Below are 15,415 nucleotides of genomic sequence, written 5' to 3'. Positions count from 1 at the left end.
TCCGTTCGATTACCCGCAGCTGTCGCCCGAGTGGCGGTCCGATGATCTGAGCGGACGGAAACGTGCAGGTCAGGCCAGGCGGGCGAGGGCCCGGGCGGGGGGCCTCAAGGGGGTCGATAGCCGGACTTCAGCGGAGTGTGCTGGGCGGCCCGAGGCGGCTCCGGGCGCCGATCAGTCGTAGGGAAGCGCCAAAAACAGCGAGGCCCACCCGGGAGCCTCCGGGTGGGCCGTCCGAGGGAGCGCTCAGCTCTTGCGGCCGTCCTCCGGCTCGTCCTTGCCCCGCAGCTCCTCCTCGCGGCGGCGCAGGTCGGCCTCCCACTGCTTGAGCATGTCCTCGTGCCTCTTGTTGTCCTTCTTCAATGACGCGAGGAATTCGGGGTCGTCGTCCGGCGCGAGCGGCCGGCCGCCGCGCGGGCGCTCGTACTCGGGGTAGCCGGCGGTGCGGCCCGCCGGGTGGGGCTGCAGGGCGCCGCGCTGCTTGCCGGCCACCAGCCAGGCGATCGAGCCGACCAGCGGGAAGAGCAGCACGATGATCACCCAGACCACCTTGGGGAGGTGCTTCACCTCTTCCTCGGGCGTGGTCAGGCAGTCGATGAACGCCCAGACCCAGAGGGCGAGCGGGAGTACGAAGGTCAGGATCCTCAGCACGGCGGCGATCTCCCCCGGCGGCGGTGGCGGCGGGCGCCGCGAACCGGTGGACGGCTTCGACGGGGGCCCTTGACCGAGCCAGGCTATCGGGTGGCGGATACTGACTGACATGGCATACGACGATCTCCGTTCGTTTCTGCGGGCCCTCGACCGCGAGGGCGATCTCAAGCGCATCAAGGCCGAGGTGGACCCCCATCTGGAGATCGGCGAGATCGTCGACCGGGTGCAGAAGGCCAAGGGCCCGGCGCTGCTCTTCGAGAACGTCAAGGGCTCCTCGATGCCGCTGGCGATGAACGTCTTCGGCACCGAGCGCCGGCTCGCCAAGGCGCTCGGGCTCAAGGGCCCCGACGACATCGCCGACAAGATCGCCGGTCTGCTCAAGCCCGAGCTGCCGCAGGGTTTCACCGGCTTCCGGGACGCCTTCGGCAAGCTCGCCTCGATGGCCCACGTGCCGCCGAAGCACGTGAAGACCGCCGACGCCCCGGTGCACGAGGTCGTGCTCACCGGCGAGGACGTCAACCTGGACGAGCTGCCGGCCCTCTTCACCTGGCCGCTGGACGGCGGCTCCTTCTTCAACCTCGGCCTCACCCACACCAAGGACCCGGACACCGGCGTCCGCAACCTCGGCCTGTACCGGCTCCAGCGGCACGACCGCCGGACCATCGGCATGCACTGGCAGATCCATAAGGACAGCCGCAACCACTACGCGGTCGCCGCGAAGCGCGGCGAGCGGCTGCCGGTCGCGATCGCCTTCGGCTGCCCGCCGGCCGTCACCTACGCCGCCACCGCCCCGCTGCCCGGCGACATCGACGAGTACCTCTTCGCCGGCTTCGTCGCGGGCGAGCGGGTCAAGATGGTCGACTGCAAGACGGTGCCGCTGCAGGTCCCGGCCGACGCCGAGGTGGTCCTGGAGGGCTGGCTGGAGCCCGGCGAGATGCTGCCGGAGGGCCCGTTCGGCGACCACACCGGCTTCTACACGCCGCAGGAGCCGTTCCCGGCACTGAAGATCGACTGCGTGACGATGCGCCGCCGCCCGATCCTGCAGTCCATCGTGGTCGGCCGCCCGCCGACGGAGGACGGCCCGCTGGGCAAGTTCACCGAGCGGTTCTTCCTGCCGCTGCTGAAGGTGATCATCCCGGACATCGTCGACTACGACCTGCCCGAGGCCGGCGGCTTCCACAACTGCGTGATCGTCTCGATCGACAAGAAGTATCCCAAGCACGCCCAGAAGACGATGCACGCGATCTGGGGCGCGCACATGATGTCGCTGACCAAGCTGATCATCGTGGTGGACTCCGACTGCGACGTCCACGACTACCAGGAAGTGGCCTGGCGGGCCTTCGGCAACGTCGACTACAGCCGCGACCTCACCGTCGTCGAGGGCCCGGTCGACCACCTGGACCACGCCTCGTACCAGCAGTTCTGGGGCGGCAAGGCGGGCATCGACGCCACCCGCAAGCTGCCCGAGGAGGGCTACACCCGGGACGGCGGCTGGCCCGAGATGGTCTCCTCCGACCCGGCCACGGCCGCCCTGGTCGACCGCCGCTGGAAGGAGTACGGGCTCTGATGAGCACCGCTGCCGCCCTCCCCGAGGCGCCGCAGGGCAAGGTCAAGGCCTTCCTGCGGCTGGTGATGATCGAGCACTCGATCTTCGCCCTGCCCTTCGCCTACATCGCCGCCCTCACCGCGATGTTCCTTGCCGACAAGCGGGTGCACTGGGGCGAGCTGTTCATCGTCACCGTCTGCATGGTCGGCCTGCGGACCTTCGCGATGGCCGCCAACCGGATCATCGACCGCGAGATCGACGCCCGGAACCCGCGCACCGCGGGGCGGGAGCTGGTCACCGGCGCCGTCGCGGTGAGGACCGCGTACATCGGCTCGGCGATCGCGCTGGTGGTCTTCCTGGGCGCGGCCGCCCTGCTGAACCCGCTCTGCCTGGCGCTCGCGCCGGTCGCCGTGGTGCCGATGGTGGTCTACCCCTACGGCAAGCGGTTCACCGACTTCCCGCAGGCGATCCTCGGCCTGGCCCAGGCGATGGGCCCGGTCGGCGCCTGGCTGGCCGTCACCGGCTCGTGGTCCTGGGACGCGGTCGTGCTCGGCGCGGCGGTCGGGATCTGGATCGGCGGCTTCGACCTGATCTACGCCTGCCAGGACGTCGAGTCGGACCGCGAGGGCGGCGTACGCTCGGTGCCGGCCCGCTTCGGCATCCCGGCGGCGGTGTGGGGAGCACGCGTCTGCCACGTGCTCACCACGCTGCTGCTCGGCTGGTACGCGGTGCTGACCGGTGCCGGCGTCGCGTTCTGGATCGGCCTCGCCGTCGTGGCCGGCGCCTTCGTCTACGAGCACACCATCGTGAAGCCGAACGACCTGTCGAAGCTGAACCGGGCGTTCTTCCAGACGAACGGGTTCGTCGGGATCTCGCTGTTCTTCTTCGCGCTGGTCGACCTGGTCGTGCGCGGTCTGGGGATCTGAGCCTTCCCGCGCGGCTACTTGGCGCCCTCGTCGAGCGTGTGCTTGACGAGGGCGTTCGCGTGTCCGTGGCCGAGGCCGTGCTCGGCCTTGAGCCAGGCGACGAGCTCCATGTGCTTGGTGAGCGGGGAGGAGTGGATCAGCTCCTTCCAGTGCGCGATCGGCTGACCGTACTTCTTCTCGATGGAGGGGAAGTAGCTGCCGGGACCCTTGGCGGCGGCCTCGGTGCTCATGGTGATGGTGGCTCCTGTCGGTTCGTCAGTTCGATCTTGCTGGGGTGATTCTCACGCAGAGAGCCGGACGGCGACAGTGCTCAGCCAGGCGAGCCCGAGCGCGGCGCCGGCGGTGAAGGCCGTGACGGTGGCGCCGGAGCCGGCGAAGCCGGCCAGCACGCCGAGGGGCACCAGGCGGGAGGCGGTCGCCCAGCCGCGGCGGCCGGTGGCGGCGAAGTGCCGGGCGAGGACGAGGAACGCGGCGCAGAGCGCGAGGTAGCCGACCGCGCCGCCGATCATGTGGACGGTGCCGTGGGCGCTCAGCTCGGTCACCCGGCCCTCGGGGGCGCCGACCGGGAAGCCGGCCCCGGGGTCGGCCTCGAAGGCCGAGCTGAGGAGGAAGGACGCCCCGAACACCGCGATCAGGCGGGGTGCCCAGGTGCCGCCGGGGCGGTTGCGCAGAGCGTGGCGGAGGCCGGCGGCGCCGGCGAGGATCAGGGCGCCGGCGAGGAGGAAGTTCGCGGTCTGGATCCAGCCGGTGTCGCCGAGGGCGAGCTGGCTGATGGCGTTGCGGGAGAAGTCGAAGCCCTCGCGGGTGAGGCCCTGGACGAGGCCGGCGGTGAGGAAGAGCGGACCGGCGAGGGCCCCTGCGGTGAGGAGCGTCCGGGTCGCGGGGGCGGCGGCGAGCGGGGCGGCGGTGAGCGTGTCGGTCATGCCAGTAAGACCGGGCGAGTGGGCGGAACTCATCGGTGCCGCGGATGTGATCTGGGTCACGGCGTGGTGTGACAAGCCCACTATCCCCGTTCGTGCTCCGAGGCCCGTGGCGGCTGGCTAGTGTGAGCCGCCTGGACGCCCAAACACCGGTTCCTTGAAGGGACATGGCATGGCTATGGAACACGACCCCTCCCACTCGCCGCGGGTCTACTACGGCACGGAGCTCCGGCGGTTGCGAGAGCTCGCCGGACTGAGCCAGGAGGCCCTGGGGAAGCTGGTCTTCTGCTCGGGCGGCTACATCGGACAGATGGAAGTCGCGGTGCGGAAGCCGCAGGAGGAGCTGTCGAAGCGCCTCGACACGGTGCTGATGACCGACGGGCACCTGCTGAGGGTGTACGAGATGGTGAAGCGGTCGTCGCGGTACGAGGAGTACTTCGCTGCCGCGGCCGAACTGCAGGAAATGGCTGAGGCCATCAGCCAGTTCTCCCCGCTCCTGGTGCCCGGCCTCCTGCAGACACCTGCCTATGCGCGGGCACTGTTCGAAGCGGCTCAGCCGCTCAAGAAGGCCGCAGACATCGAGGCGATGGTCGCCCTCCGAGTGGGGCGCTCCGAGATCCTTGATCGGCCGACGCCTCCGCTGTACTGGGCCGTCCTGGATGAAGCCGCCTTGCGTCGGTCGGTTGGCGGCGCTGACGTGATGAGTGAGCAGATGACCTTCCTGGCCGGACTGGTTCGGGCGAGGAAGGCCATTGTCCAGGTAGTTCCGTTCTCGGCCGGAGCTCACGCGTTGATGGATGGCTCACTGTGCCTGATGACCTTCGAGGATGCGCCGCCGACGGCCTACGTCGAGGGTTCGCACACAGGGACCCTGATCGACGATCCGGCGCTGGTCGCCAGGTACTCGCTGGCCTACGATCTCGTCAGGGCCGCTGCGTTGTCGCCGGAGGCGTCCCTGGCCCTGATCGAATCGGCGGCGGAGGACTACGCAAATGCACCGAGTCGAGCAGTGGCGTAAGAGCAGTTACAGCGGGGGCAGCGGCAACAACGACTGCATCGAGGTTGATGACGCCCGCCCGGGTTCGGTTCGCGACTCGAAGGACCCCGAGGGCCCGCGTCTCCGCTTCACCCCGGCCGCCTGGCAGGCCTTCGTGACCGCCACCGCCAACGGCGAGTTCGGCACCGCCTGACGGCTGTTCACCTCACCTGGGTGGCGATGGATCGGGCGCAGTCCAGGGACTCGGTGTGGGTGGTGTCCACCTCCAGGTCGTAGACCACGCCACGGTGGACGATCGGCGCCTGCTGGGCGGCCATGCCCGGGGTCCGGTCACCGCGGGCGATCTCGCGGCCTGCGGCCACCGTGCTCTCGCACCGGACGCCGACCCACAGCACCTCCAGGCCGTCGAGGACGTCCCGCCAGCGCGCCTGGGACTCCGCTCCGCCGAGGAAGACGTCGTCGACGATGATCCGGGCGCCTGCCCGGGCCATCGCGGCGACCCCTGCCATCCAGGCGGCCTCCAGCTCCCGGAACGTCGATCCGATGCTCACCGCGCCGTCGTCGGTGATGTCGATCCCGAGGTCCGATTCCTGCATGGAGGCCGGCATCATCTCGATCAGCGAGTCGATCGCCGCTGCGAGCCACGGATCCGGCAGAACTGCCTGGAGACACCGGACGATTCCGGACTTGCCCGAGCTGGACCCGCCGTTCAGCACGATCACTTGAGTCTTCACCAGATCACCGTAGAGGCGCACGCCGGTCCGTTCGAAGCGCTTTTCGGCAATCCCCGGCCCGCTAGCATCGGCCGCATGATCGACAAGACTGTGGACTTCCGTTCGGACCGGATCGGCAGCGCCCTTCGTGGCGAAAACCCGACCGTCATGCGCCGCCTCGACGCCGGGTTCGCCGTGATCGGGGACGTGCAGTTCCTGCCCGGGTACTCGATCCTGCTCACCGACGAGCCCGGCGTCGACCGGCTCTCCGACCTGCCGCGCCCGCGCCGGATGGCCTACCTCGCGGACCTGGACCGGCTCGGCGAGGCCGTCGAGCGGGCCTGCCGGGCCGCCGATCCGGCCTTCCGGCGGGTGAACCTGGAGATCCTCGGCAACAAGGACGCCTTCCTGCACGCCCATGTCTGGCCTCGCTTCGACTGGGAGCCGGAGCACCTGGTGCAGATGCCGGTCTGGCTCTACCCGCCGGACCACTGGCGCGACGAGCAGTACGCCCTCGCCCCGCGACACGACGCCATCCGCACCGCCATCACCGCCGAGCTCGACGCCCTCCGCTGACGCGGCCCGCTGGACCGTTCTTGGCCACAATCTGCCGCCTTCGGCGAGGAGTTGACTGTTTCGCAGACCGACTACCGCGCTGCGTTATGACCGTGTTACGGTCCGCGACGTAAGTGAAAAGAAGAAGACCCCAGCGGTGCGCCAACACCCCGGGGTCTGACACCAGGAGCTAGACCTCCCAATGCAGATTCATCGTAGCGCGCACGCGCGCAACTTCACCGTCCTTCCGAATGTCCTGTTGCAGGACCGCCGGCTCAGCTTCACCGCCCGCGGCCTGCTCGCCGACCTGCTCTCGCGGCCCGACGGCTGGCGCGAGGACGGGCGCCAGATGGCCGACACCAGCCCGCACGGCCGCGGAGCCGTCCGACGGACCCTCAGGGAGCTCACGGATGCCGGCTACTACCGCGTCGAGCGGGTCCGGATGCCTGACGGCACGCTCCGCTCGGAGGCGCACGTCTACGACACACCGCAGCTTCGCCGCCCGCCGGGTGACGACCCCCCGGACCCCGGTGGGCCGGGGGGCTGTGGCCCTGTCACTCCTTCCGTAAAGAACCCGGAAGAAGTACCCACCCTCCCGGCCGAATTGCCCGACGCGCAGACCGGCGCCGCGGTCGCCCTGCTGTTCCGGGTGCTCCGCCCCGAGCCGCGCCTGCGGCTCGGGGCGCGCGAGGCGGCCGCACTGGCGCCGCTCGTCGCCGAGTGGCTGCAACGGGGCGCCACCGAAGCGGACTTGGCCCAGGCCCTGCTGGCCGGCCTGCCATCGCCCGTGAGCTCCCCGATCGGCCTGCTCCGCAACCGCCTGGAGCGGAAGATGCCGCCCGAACGGGCGACGTCCGAGCCGCAGCCGGCCGGGTACGCCGAATGCGCCGGGTGCCACGATCCGGTGCCCCGTCCCGGCATCTGCCGGGCCTGTGCGGGCCTGGCGCCGAGACCGCTCGCCGTCGGCCGCGGCTTTGCCGTGGCCGCCGCCGGGGCCGCCAGGGCCCGCTTCGCCCTGCGCGGTCCCCGGCCGGCCGTGGGAGTGCCGGGGTGAGGCGGCCCGGCACCCGTTCTCGTGAACTTGCCGCGCGTGCCCGGGCGTGTCCGCAGATGCGTCCGCAGGCTCCGCAGATGCCTGCCTAGGCTCCCCGGCATGGACATTGTGATCCCGCTTTTCAAGCTCTACGAGCCGCTCGACGCCGTCGGTCCCTACGAGCTCCTGGCGAACGTGCCCGGCGCCCGGGTGCACTTCGTCGCGCCCGAACCGGGGCGGATCGCCGACGTGCTGGGCGCCATGAAGGTGGACGTGCGCACCCGGTACTCGGAGATCGAGTCCTGCGACGTGCTGCTCGTCCCGGGTGGTGCAGGGGCTCGACTGATGCTGAACGACACGGAGTTCATCGACTGGGTGCGCCGGATCCACGAGACGACCCGCTTCACCACCTCGGTCTGCACCGGGGCGCTCATCCTCGGGCAGGCGGGGCTGCTCAAGGGTCTCACCGTGACCACCCACTGGATGGCGATGGACGACCTGGAGACGTTCGGTGCCACCTACACCGCGGAGCGCGTCGTTCGGAACGGCAAGATCCTCACCTCGGCCGGGGTCTCCGCCGGGATCGACCTGGCCCTGGAGCTGTGCGCGTTGCTGAGCGACGAGGTCACCGCCAGGGCCATTCAGCTCTTCACCGAGTACGACCCCCAGCCGCCGTTCGACAGCGGATCCCTGGCCAAGGCGACGCCCGAGGTCGTGGCCCGGGCCCGGGAGCTCGCCGCCGGCGGCTGAGCCGGCTCAGCCGATCAGGCCGCGCCGGTACCGGACGCCCGGGCGGTCGTCGATCGTGATGCTCCCGACAGTGGTGAAGCCGGTGCGGCGGAGCACGGCCATGGAGGCCGGGTTGTCCAGGGTGGTCACGGCGGTGAGCGCGGAGAGCCCGTACTCGCCGGCCGCCAGCCGGCAGACGTCCAGGACGGCGGCCGTGGCCACGCCCCGGCCGGCGGCCCGTTCACCGATCCGGTAGCCGAGTTCGGCCGCGCCGTCCTCGACGTCCACCAGGTTCACCCGGCCGAGCAGCAGCCCGGCCTCGTCCAGGACGAGATGGAAGTGGCACGTCCCGGCGTCCTGCTCGGCCAGCAGGGCGCGGTGCCGGTCGGCGAAGTACGTGAAGTACCCGTCCCCCCGGTCGGGCACCGACCGCGCGAAGTACGCCCGGTTCGTGCGCTCGAACTCCAGCAGGGCGTCCGCATGGTCGGCCCGCAGCCGCTCCAGCCTGATCGCGATCATCCCGCCAGCATAAGCAGCCGACCCCCCGGCCCGGCAGCCTCTTTTGGGGCAGCCGGGCCGGGGCGTGTGCCGCGGGGCGGCTCACTCGGAGAGGAAGGCCTTGTAGTCGGCGGGGCTGAGCAGGTCGTTCAGCTCGGCCGGCTTGGTGATCGTGAGCTCGACGATCCAGCCGTCCATGTACGGATCGTCGTTGATCGTCTCGGGCTCGTCGCTGAGGAGGTCATTCCTGCCGCTGACCTTGCCGGTCAGGGGCGTGAAGATGTCGCTGGCCGACTTCACCGACTCCACGACCCCGAACGGATCGCCGAGTTCGAGCTGGCGGCCCACGTCGGGCAGCTCCACGAAGACGAGGTCGCCGAGCTGGCGCTGCGCATGGTCCGTGATGCCCACGCGGGCCTTGTCCTTCCCCACCAGCAGCACCCACTCGTGCTCCCTGGTGTACTTGCGGTCGTCCGGGATGTTCGCCATGGAGGTCTCCCTCGGTTGTGGCGGCAGGGTGTGCCGCGGCCCCCCGGCTGACGGTGTGTCAGCTGCGGAAAAGAGCCTGCCGCAGATTCCCGTCACCAGGCAGGATGTTCACCCGGACGTGTGAGCCCCCTGCTCACCATGGTCGTCCCCACACCGAGGATCCCCCGGATCCGGACCCAGGAGAGTCGCGTGAGCACTGCCAGGATCGCCGTCGTGACCAGCCTCGCCCACGCGGAGTACGACCCCGATCTCGGGCTGGTCGTCGAGGCGCTGCGTGCCGAGGGGCTGGCAGCCGAGCCGGTGGCCTGGGACGCGGACCGCCCGGGGTGGGAGGCGTTCGACCTGGCGGTCATCCGCTCGACCTGGGACTACTCGGAACGGCTCGCCGAGTTCCTGGCCTGGGCCGACGCGACGGCCCGCGCCACCCGGCTGTTCAACCCGGCGCCGGTGGTGCGCTGGAACAGCGACAAGCGCTACCTGCTGGAGCTGGCCGAGCGGGGCGTCCCCGTGGTGCCGACGCGGATCCTCGAACCGGGCGCGCCGACCGCCGAGGCAGACTTCGACCGGCCCGCGGGCGTCGTGGTCAAGCCCGCGGTCTCCGCGGGAGCCCGCGACACCGCGTGGTACGAGCCCGGCCGGTCCTCGGACGCCCTGCGCCACGCCCGGAAGCTGCTGGACGAGGGCCGCACGGTGATGGTGCAGCCGTACCTCCCGCTGGTGGCGGAGGGCGAGCGCGCCCTGGTCTTCGTCGCCGGCGCGTTCAGCCACGCGATCCGCAAGGGGCCGGTGCTGACCGAGCCGGGCGTCATCGACAACGACCGGGTCGCCCACCCGGGCCTCACGGCGTACGAGCCGACCGAGGCGGAGCTGCGCACCGCCCGGGCCGCCCTGGCGGCGGCCCCCGCCGCGGACGGCCTGCTCTTCGCCCGGGTCGACCTGGCCCTGGACGAGGCCCGGGAGCCGGTGGTGATGGAACTGGAGCTGATCGAGCCGAACCTCTTCCTCGGCCACACCCCGCAGGGCCTCCGGCGGCTCGCCGCAGCCGTCGCCGCCCGCGCTGCCACCGCCCGCTGACCGCCGGCCGACGGGAGAATCGGCCCACCCGACTTCTGGAGGAGACGCGTGATCGGCAAGCTGCAGTGCATCGTGCTCGACTGCCCGGACCCGGCCGGGCTGGCCCGGTTCTACGCGGCGCTGCTGGGCGGTGAGGTGGACCGGCCGGACCGGCGCTGGTCGCTGGACGCGGACTGGTCGACCCTGCACACGGAGGACGGGGCGGTGGTCTGCTTCCAGCGGGTGGCCGACCACCGGCCGCCGCAGTGGCCGGACCCGGCCCACCCGCAGCAGCTGCACCTGGACATCGACGTGGCCGACCTCGACGCGGCCGAGCGCGAGGTGCTCGCGCTCGGCGCCACCCGGTTGAGCGACGCCGGAGGCTGGCGGGTCTATGCGGACATCGCCGGCCACCCGTTCTGCCTGATCCGGGGCTGAGCGGGCCGGCGCGTGGGCCGTGCCGGCCCGCGCCCGGAAAGGGCCGAGCCCCGGCTTCCCGGTTGGGGGCCGGGGAAGCCGGGGCTCGGAGTTGGGGGGGATGGATCGTCAGGCGGAGCGACGGCGGCGCGACGCGAACAGCGCGCCGATGCCGGCCAGGAGGAGCGCGCCGGCGCCCATCGCGGCCTTCTCCATGCCGTCGGAGCCGGTGTGGGCCAGCTCGCCGCCCGCCGCCACCGAGGTGGTGCCGGTGGTGATGCCGCCGGTGGTGCTGGTCGAGAAGCCGGCGTTCCGGACGGTGGTGCCGGTGGTGGTGCCGGTCGTGGCCGGAGCGGCGGTGAGCTCGATCTCGACGTTCTGCGGGCCGCGGACGGCGGGCGCGAAGCCCGGGGTCTGCTGCACGGCGCGCGGGTGGATGTAGGACTTGCCGAGCGGGGCGTCGGCGGTGAAGGCGAGGCGGACGTGCCGGGTGTCGTTGCCGTTGGGGGCGATGGTCTTGTCGGCGGTGAGGTGGTAGGTCACCCGGTCGGCGCCGCTCGCGACGCCGGCGATGTTCTCCCAGCTGCCGTCGGCCTTGCGGACCTGGAGCGTGCTGCGACTGTCGGCCTCCACGATCTTGTCGACGTCGGTGTAGCGCGAGCCGCTGTCGTTCGTGAAGGCGATGTCGAACTCGGCCGGGGCGCCGCCGGCGACGGCGGTGGTCGGCGCGCCCTTGACCTGCACGGTCAGGGCCTTGGCGACGATCTCCTTGGTGCTCTCGGCGAGGATGGTCTTCGAGGCCGGGTCGAGCACGGCGGAGCTGAGCTTGATGGGCGAGTCCGAGCCGCCCCAGTCGTTGTTCAGCGGGGTGGCCATGCGCAGGTGGATGGTCCGGGTGGCGCCGGCGCCGACGGCCAGGTCGGTGATCTCGCCGGTGAAGTGGAAGCCGTTGCCCTGGCTGAAGGCCAGCTCGACGGGCTTCCAGGTGCCGTCCCCGGCGCGGTACTCGATCGCGATGCGGTCCTTCGAGCGGGCGAAGCCGTTGCTCGCGTCGAGCTTCAGGGTGAACGGCGCCTCGGCGGTGCCGGGGTTGGTGACGGTCTCGGTGAACTCGACCGCCTGGCCGCCGTGGCCGATCGCCGCCGGCGCGTTGACGGTCAGCTCCGGCTTGGCGGCGACCGGGGCGGCGGTGAGGTTGATCAGCTTGTACTGGGGCCCCCGGGCGGCGGGCGCGGCGCCCGGGCCGCTGTCCTGCACGGCCCAGGGGTGGATGTAGTTCTGGCCGACCGGCGCGTCGGCGGTGAAGGCGAGGCGGACGTGCCGGGTGTCGTTGCTGTTGGGGGCGATGGTCTGGTCGGCGGTGAGGTGGTAGGTCACCCGGTCGCGAAGGCTGTCGCTGCCGGGGACACCGGTGATGTTCTCCCAGCTGCCGTCGGCCTTGCGCACCTGGAGCGTGCTGTGCTTGTCGGCCTCCACGACCTTGTCGACGTCGGTGTAGCGGGAGGCGCTGTCGTTCGTGAAGGTGACGTCGAACTCGGCCGGGGCGCCGCCGACGACCATGCTCGTCGGCGCGTCGGCCTGGACCGTGAGGGCCTTGGCCTTGAACTCCTTGGTGCTCTCGGCGAGGACGGTCTTCGAGGCCGGGTCGAGCACGGCGGAGTTGAGCTTGACGGCGGTGTCCCCGTTGCCCCAGTCGTTGTGGGTCGGGGTGGCGATGCGCAGCTGGACGGTCTTGGTGGCGCCGGCGCCGACGGTCACGTCGGTGATCTCGCCGGTGAAGTGGAAGCCGTTGACCATGCTGAAGGCCAGCGCGACGGGCTTCCAGGTGCCGTCCGCGGCACGCTGCTCGATGGTGACGCGGTCCTTCGAGCGGGCGAAGTCGGCGTTCGCGTCGAGCTTCAGGGTGAAGGACGCCTCGGCGGTGCCGGGGTTGGTGATGGTCTCGGTGAACTCGACCGCCTGGCCGCCGTGGCCGATCGAGGCCGGCGGGTTGACCGTCAGCTGCGGCTTGCCGGCCTCGTCCGCACCCTTGGCGGCCTTGGCGGCCGGGGCAGTGGTTGCCGGCGCCGTGGTGGCCGGGGCGGCCGGCGCAGCGGCAGCCGGGGCGGTCGGGGCCGGGGCGGTGGCGGCCGGCGGGACGTCGGCGGCGAACGCGGCGGGGGCGGAGACGACCGCTCCGGTGGCCAGCAGCACGCCGAGGGTGGCGGCGGTCAGGACAGCGGAGCGGGAACGGCGGGTGCGCGTGGTGACAGACATTTCTGAATACCCCCGAGGGTGTTTCCGGCTGCGGACGTCGGTCGGCAGCCGTGGTGCGGATGCGGTGGCCGGACTCGCGGAGTAAGCGCTGTCTCGGCGCCGCTTGCGATCCCCGTCGGCGGGCTTCCCCGCCGCTCACTTACACAGACGTGTGGGGGCCACGGGGGTTGCAGGTGGGTTCCAAACTTTTTCGAGAATCTTTTGCGACCGCTCTGACCTGCGGTTTTCCTTCCGGGAGGGCGGATCAGTCGAGCGAGAGGCCGTCGCCGACGCTGAGCCGCCCGGGTGTGGCCACCTCGGCCAGGGCGTCGAGCCGGCCGTCGTGGGCGTGGACGACGGCCTTGAGGATCTCGGGCGCGTGCGGCAGTCCGGGCTGGGCGGCGGCGGTCATCGCGCAGCGCTCGCTGGCCCGGACGAAGGCGAGCCGGACCCCGGTGCCGCCACGCCCCTCCCGGCCGAACCAGGTGTCCTCGACGAACGGCGGAGTGCCGGGCGGGGTGCGGAGCAGGATGTTGGGGCGGAACCGGCGCTCGTCCACCACGGCGGACGGCGCGGCCTCGCGGACCCAGTCCAGGGTGGCGGTGGTGAGCACGCTGACCGGCAGCTGGTCGAAGTGGGAGACGGCGTCCTCGCGGGCGAGCGCGACGTCCGGGCGCTGGAGGTAGGCGCGCAGGAAAGCGGTGGGGTCGGCGACCGGCCGGCCGAGCGGGTCGAGGAGCTCGGGGCGGTCGAGCCGGTGGCCGAGCCGGGAGGAGAGGCGGAGCAGGCCGTCCATCCGCCGGAAGCGCCGGGTGTTCTTCCCGGAGCCGAGCTTGCCGGCCCCGTCGCGCACGGCGTAGAGACGGTCGCCGGCCAGGCCGCGGTCGTCGACCTCGACGGAGTCGAGCCGCTCGCCGCCGGTGGACTTCACGGGGTAGCGCCAGAGCTGCTCGATCACTCCGATGATCTCTGCCATGGGCTGACAGCGTAGCGGCGCCCGCCGGGGATGGTCTAGACCAAGTGTCGACGGGCCTTCAGCCGGGCGCGCCTTCAAGCCAAGCGCCCCCGCAACCCCCCGGCCCGCAACCCCCCGGCCCGTACGCCCCCAGCCCGCACGCCCTCTCAGCCCAGCCGTGCCACCGCCCGGACCGGCGCGCCGTCGGCCGCCACCAGCCGCAGCGGGAAGAGCGAGACCTCCACCGGCCGTCCGGCCTGCTGGGCGTCCAGCAGCTCCCGCAGGTCGGTCAGGTTCTCCGCGATCACCCCGCCGCCGGGTGCACCGAGCAGCACCCGGTGCGCGGCCAGCGTGGGCTCCGCGGCGCCCGGCTGGTCGTGCTCGTCGGTCAGGTCGGCCAGCAGTGCGGCCACCGCCGGATCGCCCGGACCCGGGTCGGGGGTGGGGTCGACGCTGAGCGCGTCCACCCCCACCGTCCGCACCCCGGCCGCGACGATCGCCTCGGCCGCCTCGGCGGTCAGGCTGGGGTGGGCGAGGTAGGCGTCGGTGCCCCAGTGCCGGGCCCAGCCGGTGGCCAGCAGCAGGACGGTGCCGGCCCCGGCCCGCTCCAGCGCGGGGGCGAGCAGCTCCGGCGTCAGCTCGGCGCGCGGCTCCAGGCCGCGCAGGTCGGCCACGACCGCCGGGCCGGTGAACCGCTCCAGCGGCAGGCCGTCCAGGGTGGGCCAGGTGACGTCCACGTGGTACGGCGCGTCCACATGGGTGCCGGACTGCGAGCCGAGGTGCAGGGCCAGCACGTTCACCCCGGCCGTGGCGGTGGTCAGGGCCGGTTCCAGGACGACGGCCGGGTCGCCGGGGTAGACCGGCATCGCGGTGGTCACCTGGTGGGTGAGGTCGACGAGGGTCGCTGCCATGCCGCCCATCCTCCCAGGGGTGACGCCGGACGGAGCCGCCGCGGGGGCCGTCGTACGGAACCGCTGCCCGCCGTATAGAAAGGGGGGCATGGGAACAGCGAAGCGTCAGCCGTGGGTGGTCGGGGTCTCGGGCGCGTCCGGAACGCCGTACGCCGCCTCCGTGATCCGGGCGCTGCTCGCCGCGGGAGAGGCGGTGGACCTGGTGGTCAGCCGGGCGGCCCGGCTCACGATCCTGGACGAGACCGGCATCTCCTTCCGCGACGCGCACTGGCGCACCGACCTGGCCGCCTGGCTGGGCACCGGCCCCGGTGAGCTCGACGACGTGCGCTACTGGCCGGCCGGGGACTTCGCGGCCGGGCCGTCCAGCGGCTCGTACCCGGCCAAGGGCATGCTGGTCGTGCCCGCCACCACCGGCGCGGTGGCCGGGATCGCGCTCGGGCTGAGCAAGGACCTGCTGCAGCGGGTCGCCAGCGTCACCCTCAAGGAGCGCCGGCCGCTGGTGGTCTGCGTCCGTGAGGCGCCGCTCAACGGGGTCACCCTGAAGCACCTGGTCGAGTTGGACGCGCAGGGCGCCGTCGTACTCCCCGCCTCGCCCGGCTTCTACGCCGGCGGCTCCACCGTCCGCGAACTGGTCGATTTCGTGGCCGGCCGGGTGCTGGACGCCGTCGGCGTACCGCACGCGCTGTACCGGCGCTGGGAGGGCGAGTTGGGCGCGGCCGCGCGCGACGCCGCGCCACCGGAGTGAGGGGGCGTGAGCAAGCGGAAACCGGGAGAGTATGTTCTCTGCGAT

Annotated in this window: 19 protein-coding genes; 10 read left to right on the top strand and 9 right to left on the bottom strand. The window is 72.0% G+C overall.

Annotated features, from left to right (window positions below; translation table 11 throughout):
- Positions 1–243: 243 nt before the first annotated feature.
- On the bottom strand, positions 244–648 hold the full coding sequence (locus ACIPSC_RS17485; protein ID WP_400826572.1) for a PLD nuclease N-terminal domain-containing protein: 405 nt from the start codon (positions 646–648) through the stop codon (positions 244–246).
- Positions 649–757: 109 nt separating this feature from the next.
- Here ACIPSC_RS17485 and ACIPSC_RS17480 point away from each other — a divergent pair, with 109 nt between their 5' ends.
- Entirely contained in the window at positions 758–2,215 is a 1,458-nt protein-coding gene (locus ACIPSC_RS17480; protein WP_400826570.1) for a menaquinone biosynthesis decarboxylase, read from the top strand.
- A complete protein-coding gene (mqnP, locus tag ACIPSC_RS17475) occupies positions 2,212–3,120 on the top strand; it encodes a menaquinone biosynthesis prenyltransferase MqnP (RefSeq protein ID WP_400826829.1) in 909 nt (302 codons plus the stop codon). The genes ACIPSC_RS17480 and mqnP overlap by 4 nt, the downstream gene beginning before the upstream one ends.
- A 14-nt stretch (positions 3,121–3,134) precedes the next feature.
- On the opposite strand, the gene ACIPSC_RS17470 is transcribed toward mqnP, so the two are convergent.
- Both ACIPSC_RS17470 and ACIPSC_RS17465 read right to left on the bottom strand, forming a co-directional pair.
- Positions 3,135–3,350, bottom strand: a complete 216-nt coding sequence (locus ACIPSC_RS17470; protein ID WP_400826569.1) for a DUF4287 domain-containing protein — start codon at positions 3,348–3,350, stop codon at positions 3,135–3,137.
- Positions 3,351–3,401: 51 nt separating this feature from the next.
- Complete coding sequence (locus tag ACIPSC_RS17465; RefSeq protein ID WP_400826567.1) at positions 3,402–4,043, bottom strand: DUF998 domain-containing protein; 642 nt, start codon at positions 4,041–4,043, stop codon at positions 3,402–3,404.
- 169 nt (positions 4,044–4,212) lie between these two features.
- Here ACIPSC_RS17465 and ACIPSC_RS17460 point away from each other — a divergent pair, with 169 nt between their 5' ends.
- The gene (locus ACIPSC_RS17460) at positions 4,213–5,058 is read left to right on the top strand and encodes a Scr1 family TA system antitoxin-like transcriptional regulator (RefSeq protein ID WP_400826566.1); all 846 of its coding nucleotides are present in this window, start codon (positions 4,213–4,215) and stop codon (positions 5,056–5,058) included.
- Entirely contained in the window at positions 5,033–5,230 is a 198-nt protein-coding gene (locus tag ACIPSC_RS17455) for a DUF397 domain-containing protein (protein ID WP_400826564.1), read from the top strand. Before ACIPSC_RS17460 ends, ACIPSC_RS17455 begins: the two co-directional genes overlap by 26 nt.
- A 7-nt stretch (positions 5,231–5,237) precedes the next feature.
- Here the strand turns inward: ACIPSC_RS17455 and cpt are convergent, their stop codons facing one another.
- Positions 5,238–5,771 (bottom strand): chloramphenicol phosphotransferase CPT, encoded by a 534-nt coding sequence (gene cpt / locus ACIPSC_RS17450; RefSeq protein WP_400826563.1) that lies wholly within the window; start codon positions 5,769–5,771, stop codon positions 5,238–5,240.
- 75 nt (positions 5,772–5,846) lie between these two features.
- Here cpt and ACIPSC_RS17445 point away from each other — a divergent pair, with 75 nt between their 5' ends.
- The 3 genes from ACIPSC_RS17445 (at position 5,847) to ACIPSC_RS17435 (ending at position 8,088) form a co-directional block, all read left to right on the top strand.
- Positions 5,847–6,326, top strand: a complete 480-nt coding sequence (locus tag ACIPSC_RS17445) for a diadenosine tetraphosphate hydrolase (RefSeq protein ID WP_400826561.1) — start codon at positions 5,847–5,849, stop codon at positions 6,324–6,326.
- A 181-nt stretch (positions 6,327–6,507) separates the two neighbouring features.
- Complete coding sequence (locus ACIPSC_RS17440; RefSeq protein ID WP_400826560.1) at positions 6,508–7,359, top strand: hypothetical protein; 852 nt, start codon at positions 6,508–6,510, stop codon at positions 7,357–7,359.
- Between the two features lie 99 nt (positions 7,360–7,458).
- Positions 7,459–8,088 (top strand): DJ-1/PfpI family protein, encoded by a 630-nt coding sequence (locus tag ACIPSC_RS17435; protein WP_400826558.1) that lies wholly within the window; start codon positions 7,459–7,461, stop codon positions 8,086–8,088.
- 6 nt (positions 8,089–8,094) lie between these two features.
- On the opposite strand, the gene ACIPSC_RS17430 is transcribed toward ACIPSC_RS17435, so the two are convergent.
- Together ACIPSC_RS17430 and gcvH are read right to left on the bottom strand one after the other, a co-directional pair.
- On the bottom strand, positions 8,095–8,586 hold the full coding sequence (locus ACIPSC_RS17430; protein WP_400826556.1) for a GNAT family N-acetyltransferase: 492 nt from the start codon (positions 8,584–8,586) through the stop codon (positions 8,095–8,097).
- A gap of 81 nt (positions 8,587–8,667) precedes the next feature.
- Positions 8,668–9,054, bottom strand: a complete 387-nt coding sequence (gene gcvH, locus ACIPSC_RS17425; protein WP_400826554.1) for a glycine cleavage system protein GcvH — start codon at positions 9,052–9,054, stop codon at positions 8,668–8,670.
- Between the two features lie 189 nt (positions 9,055–9,243).
- Between gcvH and ACIPSC_RS17420 the strand changes: the two genes are divergently transcribed.
- Positions 9,244–10,128: a RimK family alpha-L-glutamate ligase gene (locus ACIPSC_RS17420; protein WP_400826552.1), complete on the top strand. Its 885-nt coding sequence runs from the start codon at positions 9,244–9,246 to the stop codon at positions 10,126–10,128.
- 48 nt (positions 10,129–10,176) lie between these two features.
- Entirely contained in the window at positions 10,177–10,545 is a 369-nt protein-coding gene (locus tag ACIPSC_RS17415; protein ID WP_400826551.1) for a VOC family protein, read from the top strand.
- Positions 10,546–10,653: 108 nt separating this feature from the next.
- On the opposite strand, the gene ACIPSC_RS17410 is transcribed toward ACIPSC_RS17415, so the two are convergent.
- The 3 genes from ACIPSC_RS17410 to ACIPSC_RS17400 form a co-directional block, all read right to left on the bottom strand.
- Positions 10,654–12,780 carry an LPXTG cell wall anchor domain-containing protein gene (locus ACIPSC_RS17410; protein WP_400826549.1) on the bottom strand — a complete coding sequence of 709 codons (2,127 nt, stop codon included), beginning with the start codon at positions 12,778–12,780 and terminating at the stop codon, positions 10,654–10,656.
- A gap of 244 nt (positions 12,781–13,024) precedes the next feature.
- Entirely contained in the window at positions 13,025–13,735 is a 711-nt protein-coding gene (locus ACIPSC_RS17405; RefSeq protein ID WP_400826547.1) for an MOSC domain-containing protein, read from the bottom strand.
- A 146-nt stretch (positions 13,736–13,881) separates the two neighbouring features.
- Positions 13,882–14,625, bottom strand: coding sequence for a cyclase family protein (locus ACIPSC_RS17400; RefSeq protein WP_400826546.1), 744 nt, complete (start codon positions 14,623–14,625; stop codon positions 13,882–13,884).
- An 88-nt stretch (positions 14,626–14,713) separates the two neighbouring features.
- Between ACIPSC_RS17400 and ACIPSC_RS17395 the strand changes: the two genes are divergently transcribed.
- Positions 14,714–15,370 carry a UbiX family flavin prenyltransferase gene (locus ACIPSC_RS17395; RefSeq protein WP_400826544.1) on the top strand — a complete coding sequence of 219 codons (657 nt, stop codon included), beginning with the start codon at positions 14,714–14,716 and terminating at the stop codon, positions 15,368–15,370.
- Positions 15,371–15,415: the final 45 nt, after the last annotated feature.

The sequence above is a fragment of the Kitasatospora sp. NPDC090091 genome (assembly GCF_044747365.1).
Classification (GTDB): domain Bacteria; phylum Actinomycetota; class Actinomycetes; order Streptomycetales; family Streptomycetaceae; genus Kitasatospora.
The sequence above is the reverse complement of the archived record's forward strand: the minus strand, read 5'-3'. Positions and strand labels throughout refer to the sequence as shown.

What these genes read in the sequence shown, in the direction of transcription:
- ACIPSC_RS17435 (WP_400826558.1), top strand. Translation starts at nt 7,459, where the DNA reads ATGGACATTGTGATCCCGCTTTTCAAGCTCTACGAGCCGCTCGACGCC.
- ACIPSC_RS17465 (WP_400826567.1), bottom strand. Translation starts at nt 4,043, where the DNA reads ATGACCGACACGCTCACCGCCGCCCCGCTCGCCGCCGCCCCCGCGACC.
- ACIPSC_RS17400 (WP_400826546.1), bottom strand. Translation starts at nt 14,625, where the DNA reads ATGGCAGCGACCCTCGTCGACCTCACCCACCAGGTGACCACCGCGATG.
- ACIPSC_RS17445 (WP_400826561.1), top strand. Translation starts at nt 5,847, where the DNA reads ATGATCGACAAGACTGTGGACTTCCGTTCGGACCGGATCGGCAGCGCC.
- ACIPSC_RS17470 (WP_400826569.1), bottom strand. Translation starts at nt 3,350, where the DNA reads ATGAGCACCGAGGCCGCCGCCAAGGGTCCCGGCAGCTACTTCCCCTCC.
- ACIPSC_RS17460 (WP_400826566.1), top strand. Translation starts at nt 4,213, where the DNA reads ATGGCTATGGAACACGACCCCTCCCACTCGCCGCGGGTCTACTACGGC.
- ACIPSC_RS17430 (WP_400826556.1), bottom strand. Translation starts at nt 8,586, where the DNA reads ATGATCGCGATCAGGCTGGAGCGGCTGCGGGCCGACCATGCGGACGCC.
- ACIPSC_RS17440 (WP_400826560.1), top strand. Translation starts at nt 6,508, where the DNA reads ATGCAGATTCATCGTAGCGCGCACGCGCGCAACTTCACCGTCCTTCCG.
- ACIPSC_RS17405 (WP_400826547.1), bottom strand. Translation starts at nt 13,735, where the DNA reads ATGGCAGAGATCATCGGAGTGATCGAGCAGCTCTGGCGCTACCCCGTG.
- ACIPSC_RS17480 (WP_400826570.1), top strand. Translation starts at nt 758, where the DNA reads ATGGCATACGACGATCTCCGTTCGTTTCTGCGGGCCCTCGACCGCGAG.
- ACIPSC_RS17410 (WP_400826549.1), bottom strand. Translation starts at nt 12,780, where the DNA reads ATGTCTGTCACCACGCGCACCCGCCGTTCCCGCTCCGCTGTCCTGACC.
- ACIPSC_RS17395 (WP_400826544.1), top strand. Translation starts at nt 14,714, where the DNA reads ATGGGAACAGCGAAGCGTCAGCCGTGGGTGGTCGGGGTCTCGGGCGCG.
- ACIPSC_RS17455 (WP_400826564.1), top strand. Translation starts at nt 5,033, where the DNA reads ATGCACCGAGTCGAGCAGTGGCGTAAGAGCAGTTACAGCGGGGGCAGC.
- gcvH (WP_400826554.1), bottom strand. Translation starts at nt 9,054, where the DNA reads ATGGCGAACATCCCGGACGACCGCAAGTACACCAGGGAGCACGAGTGG.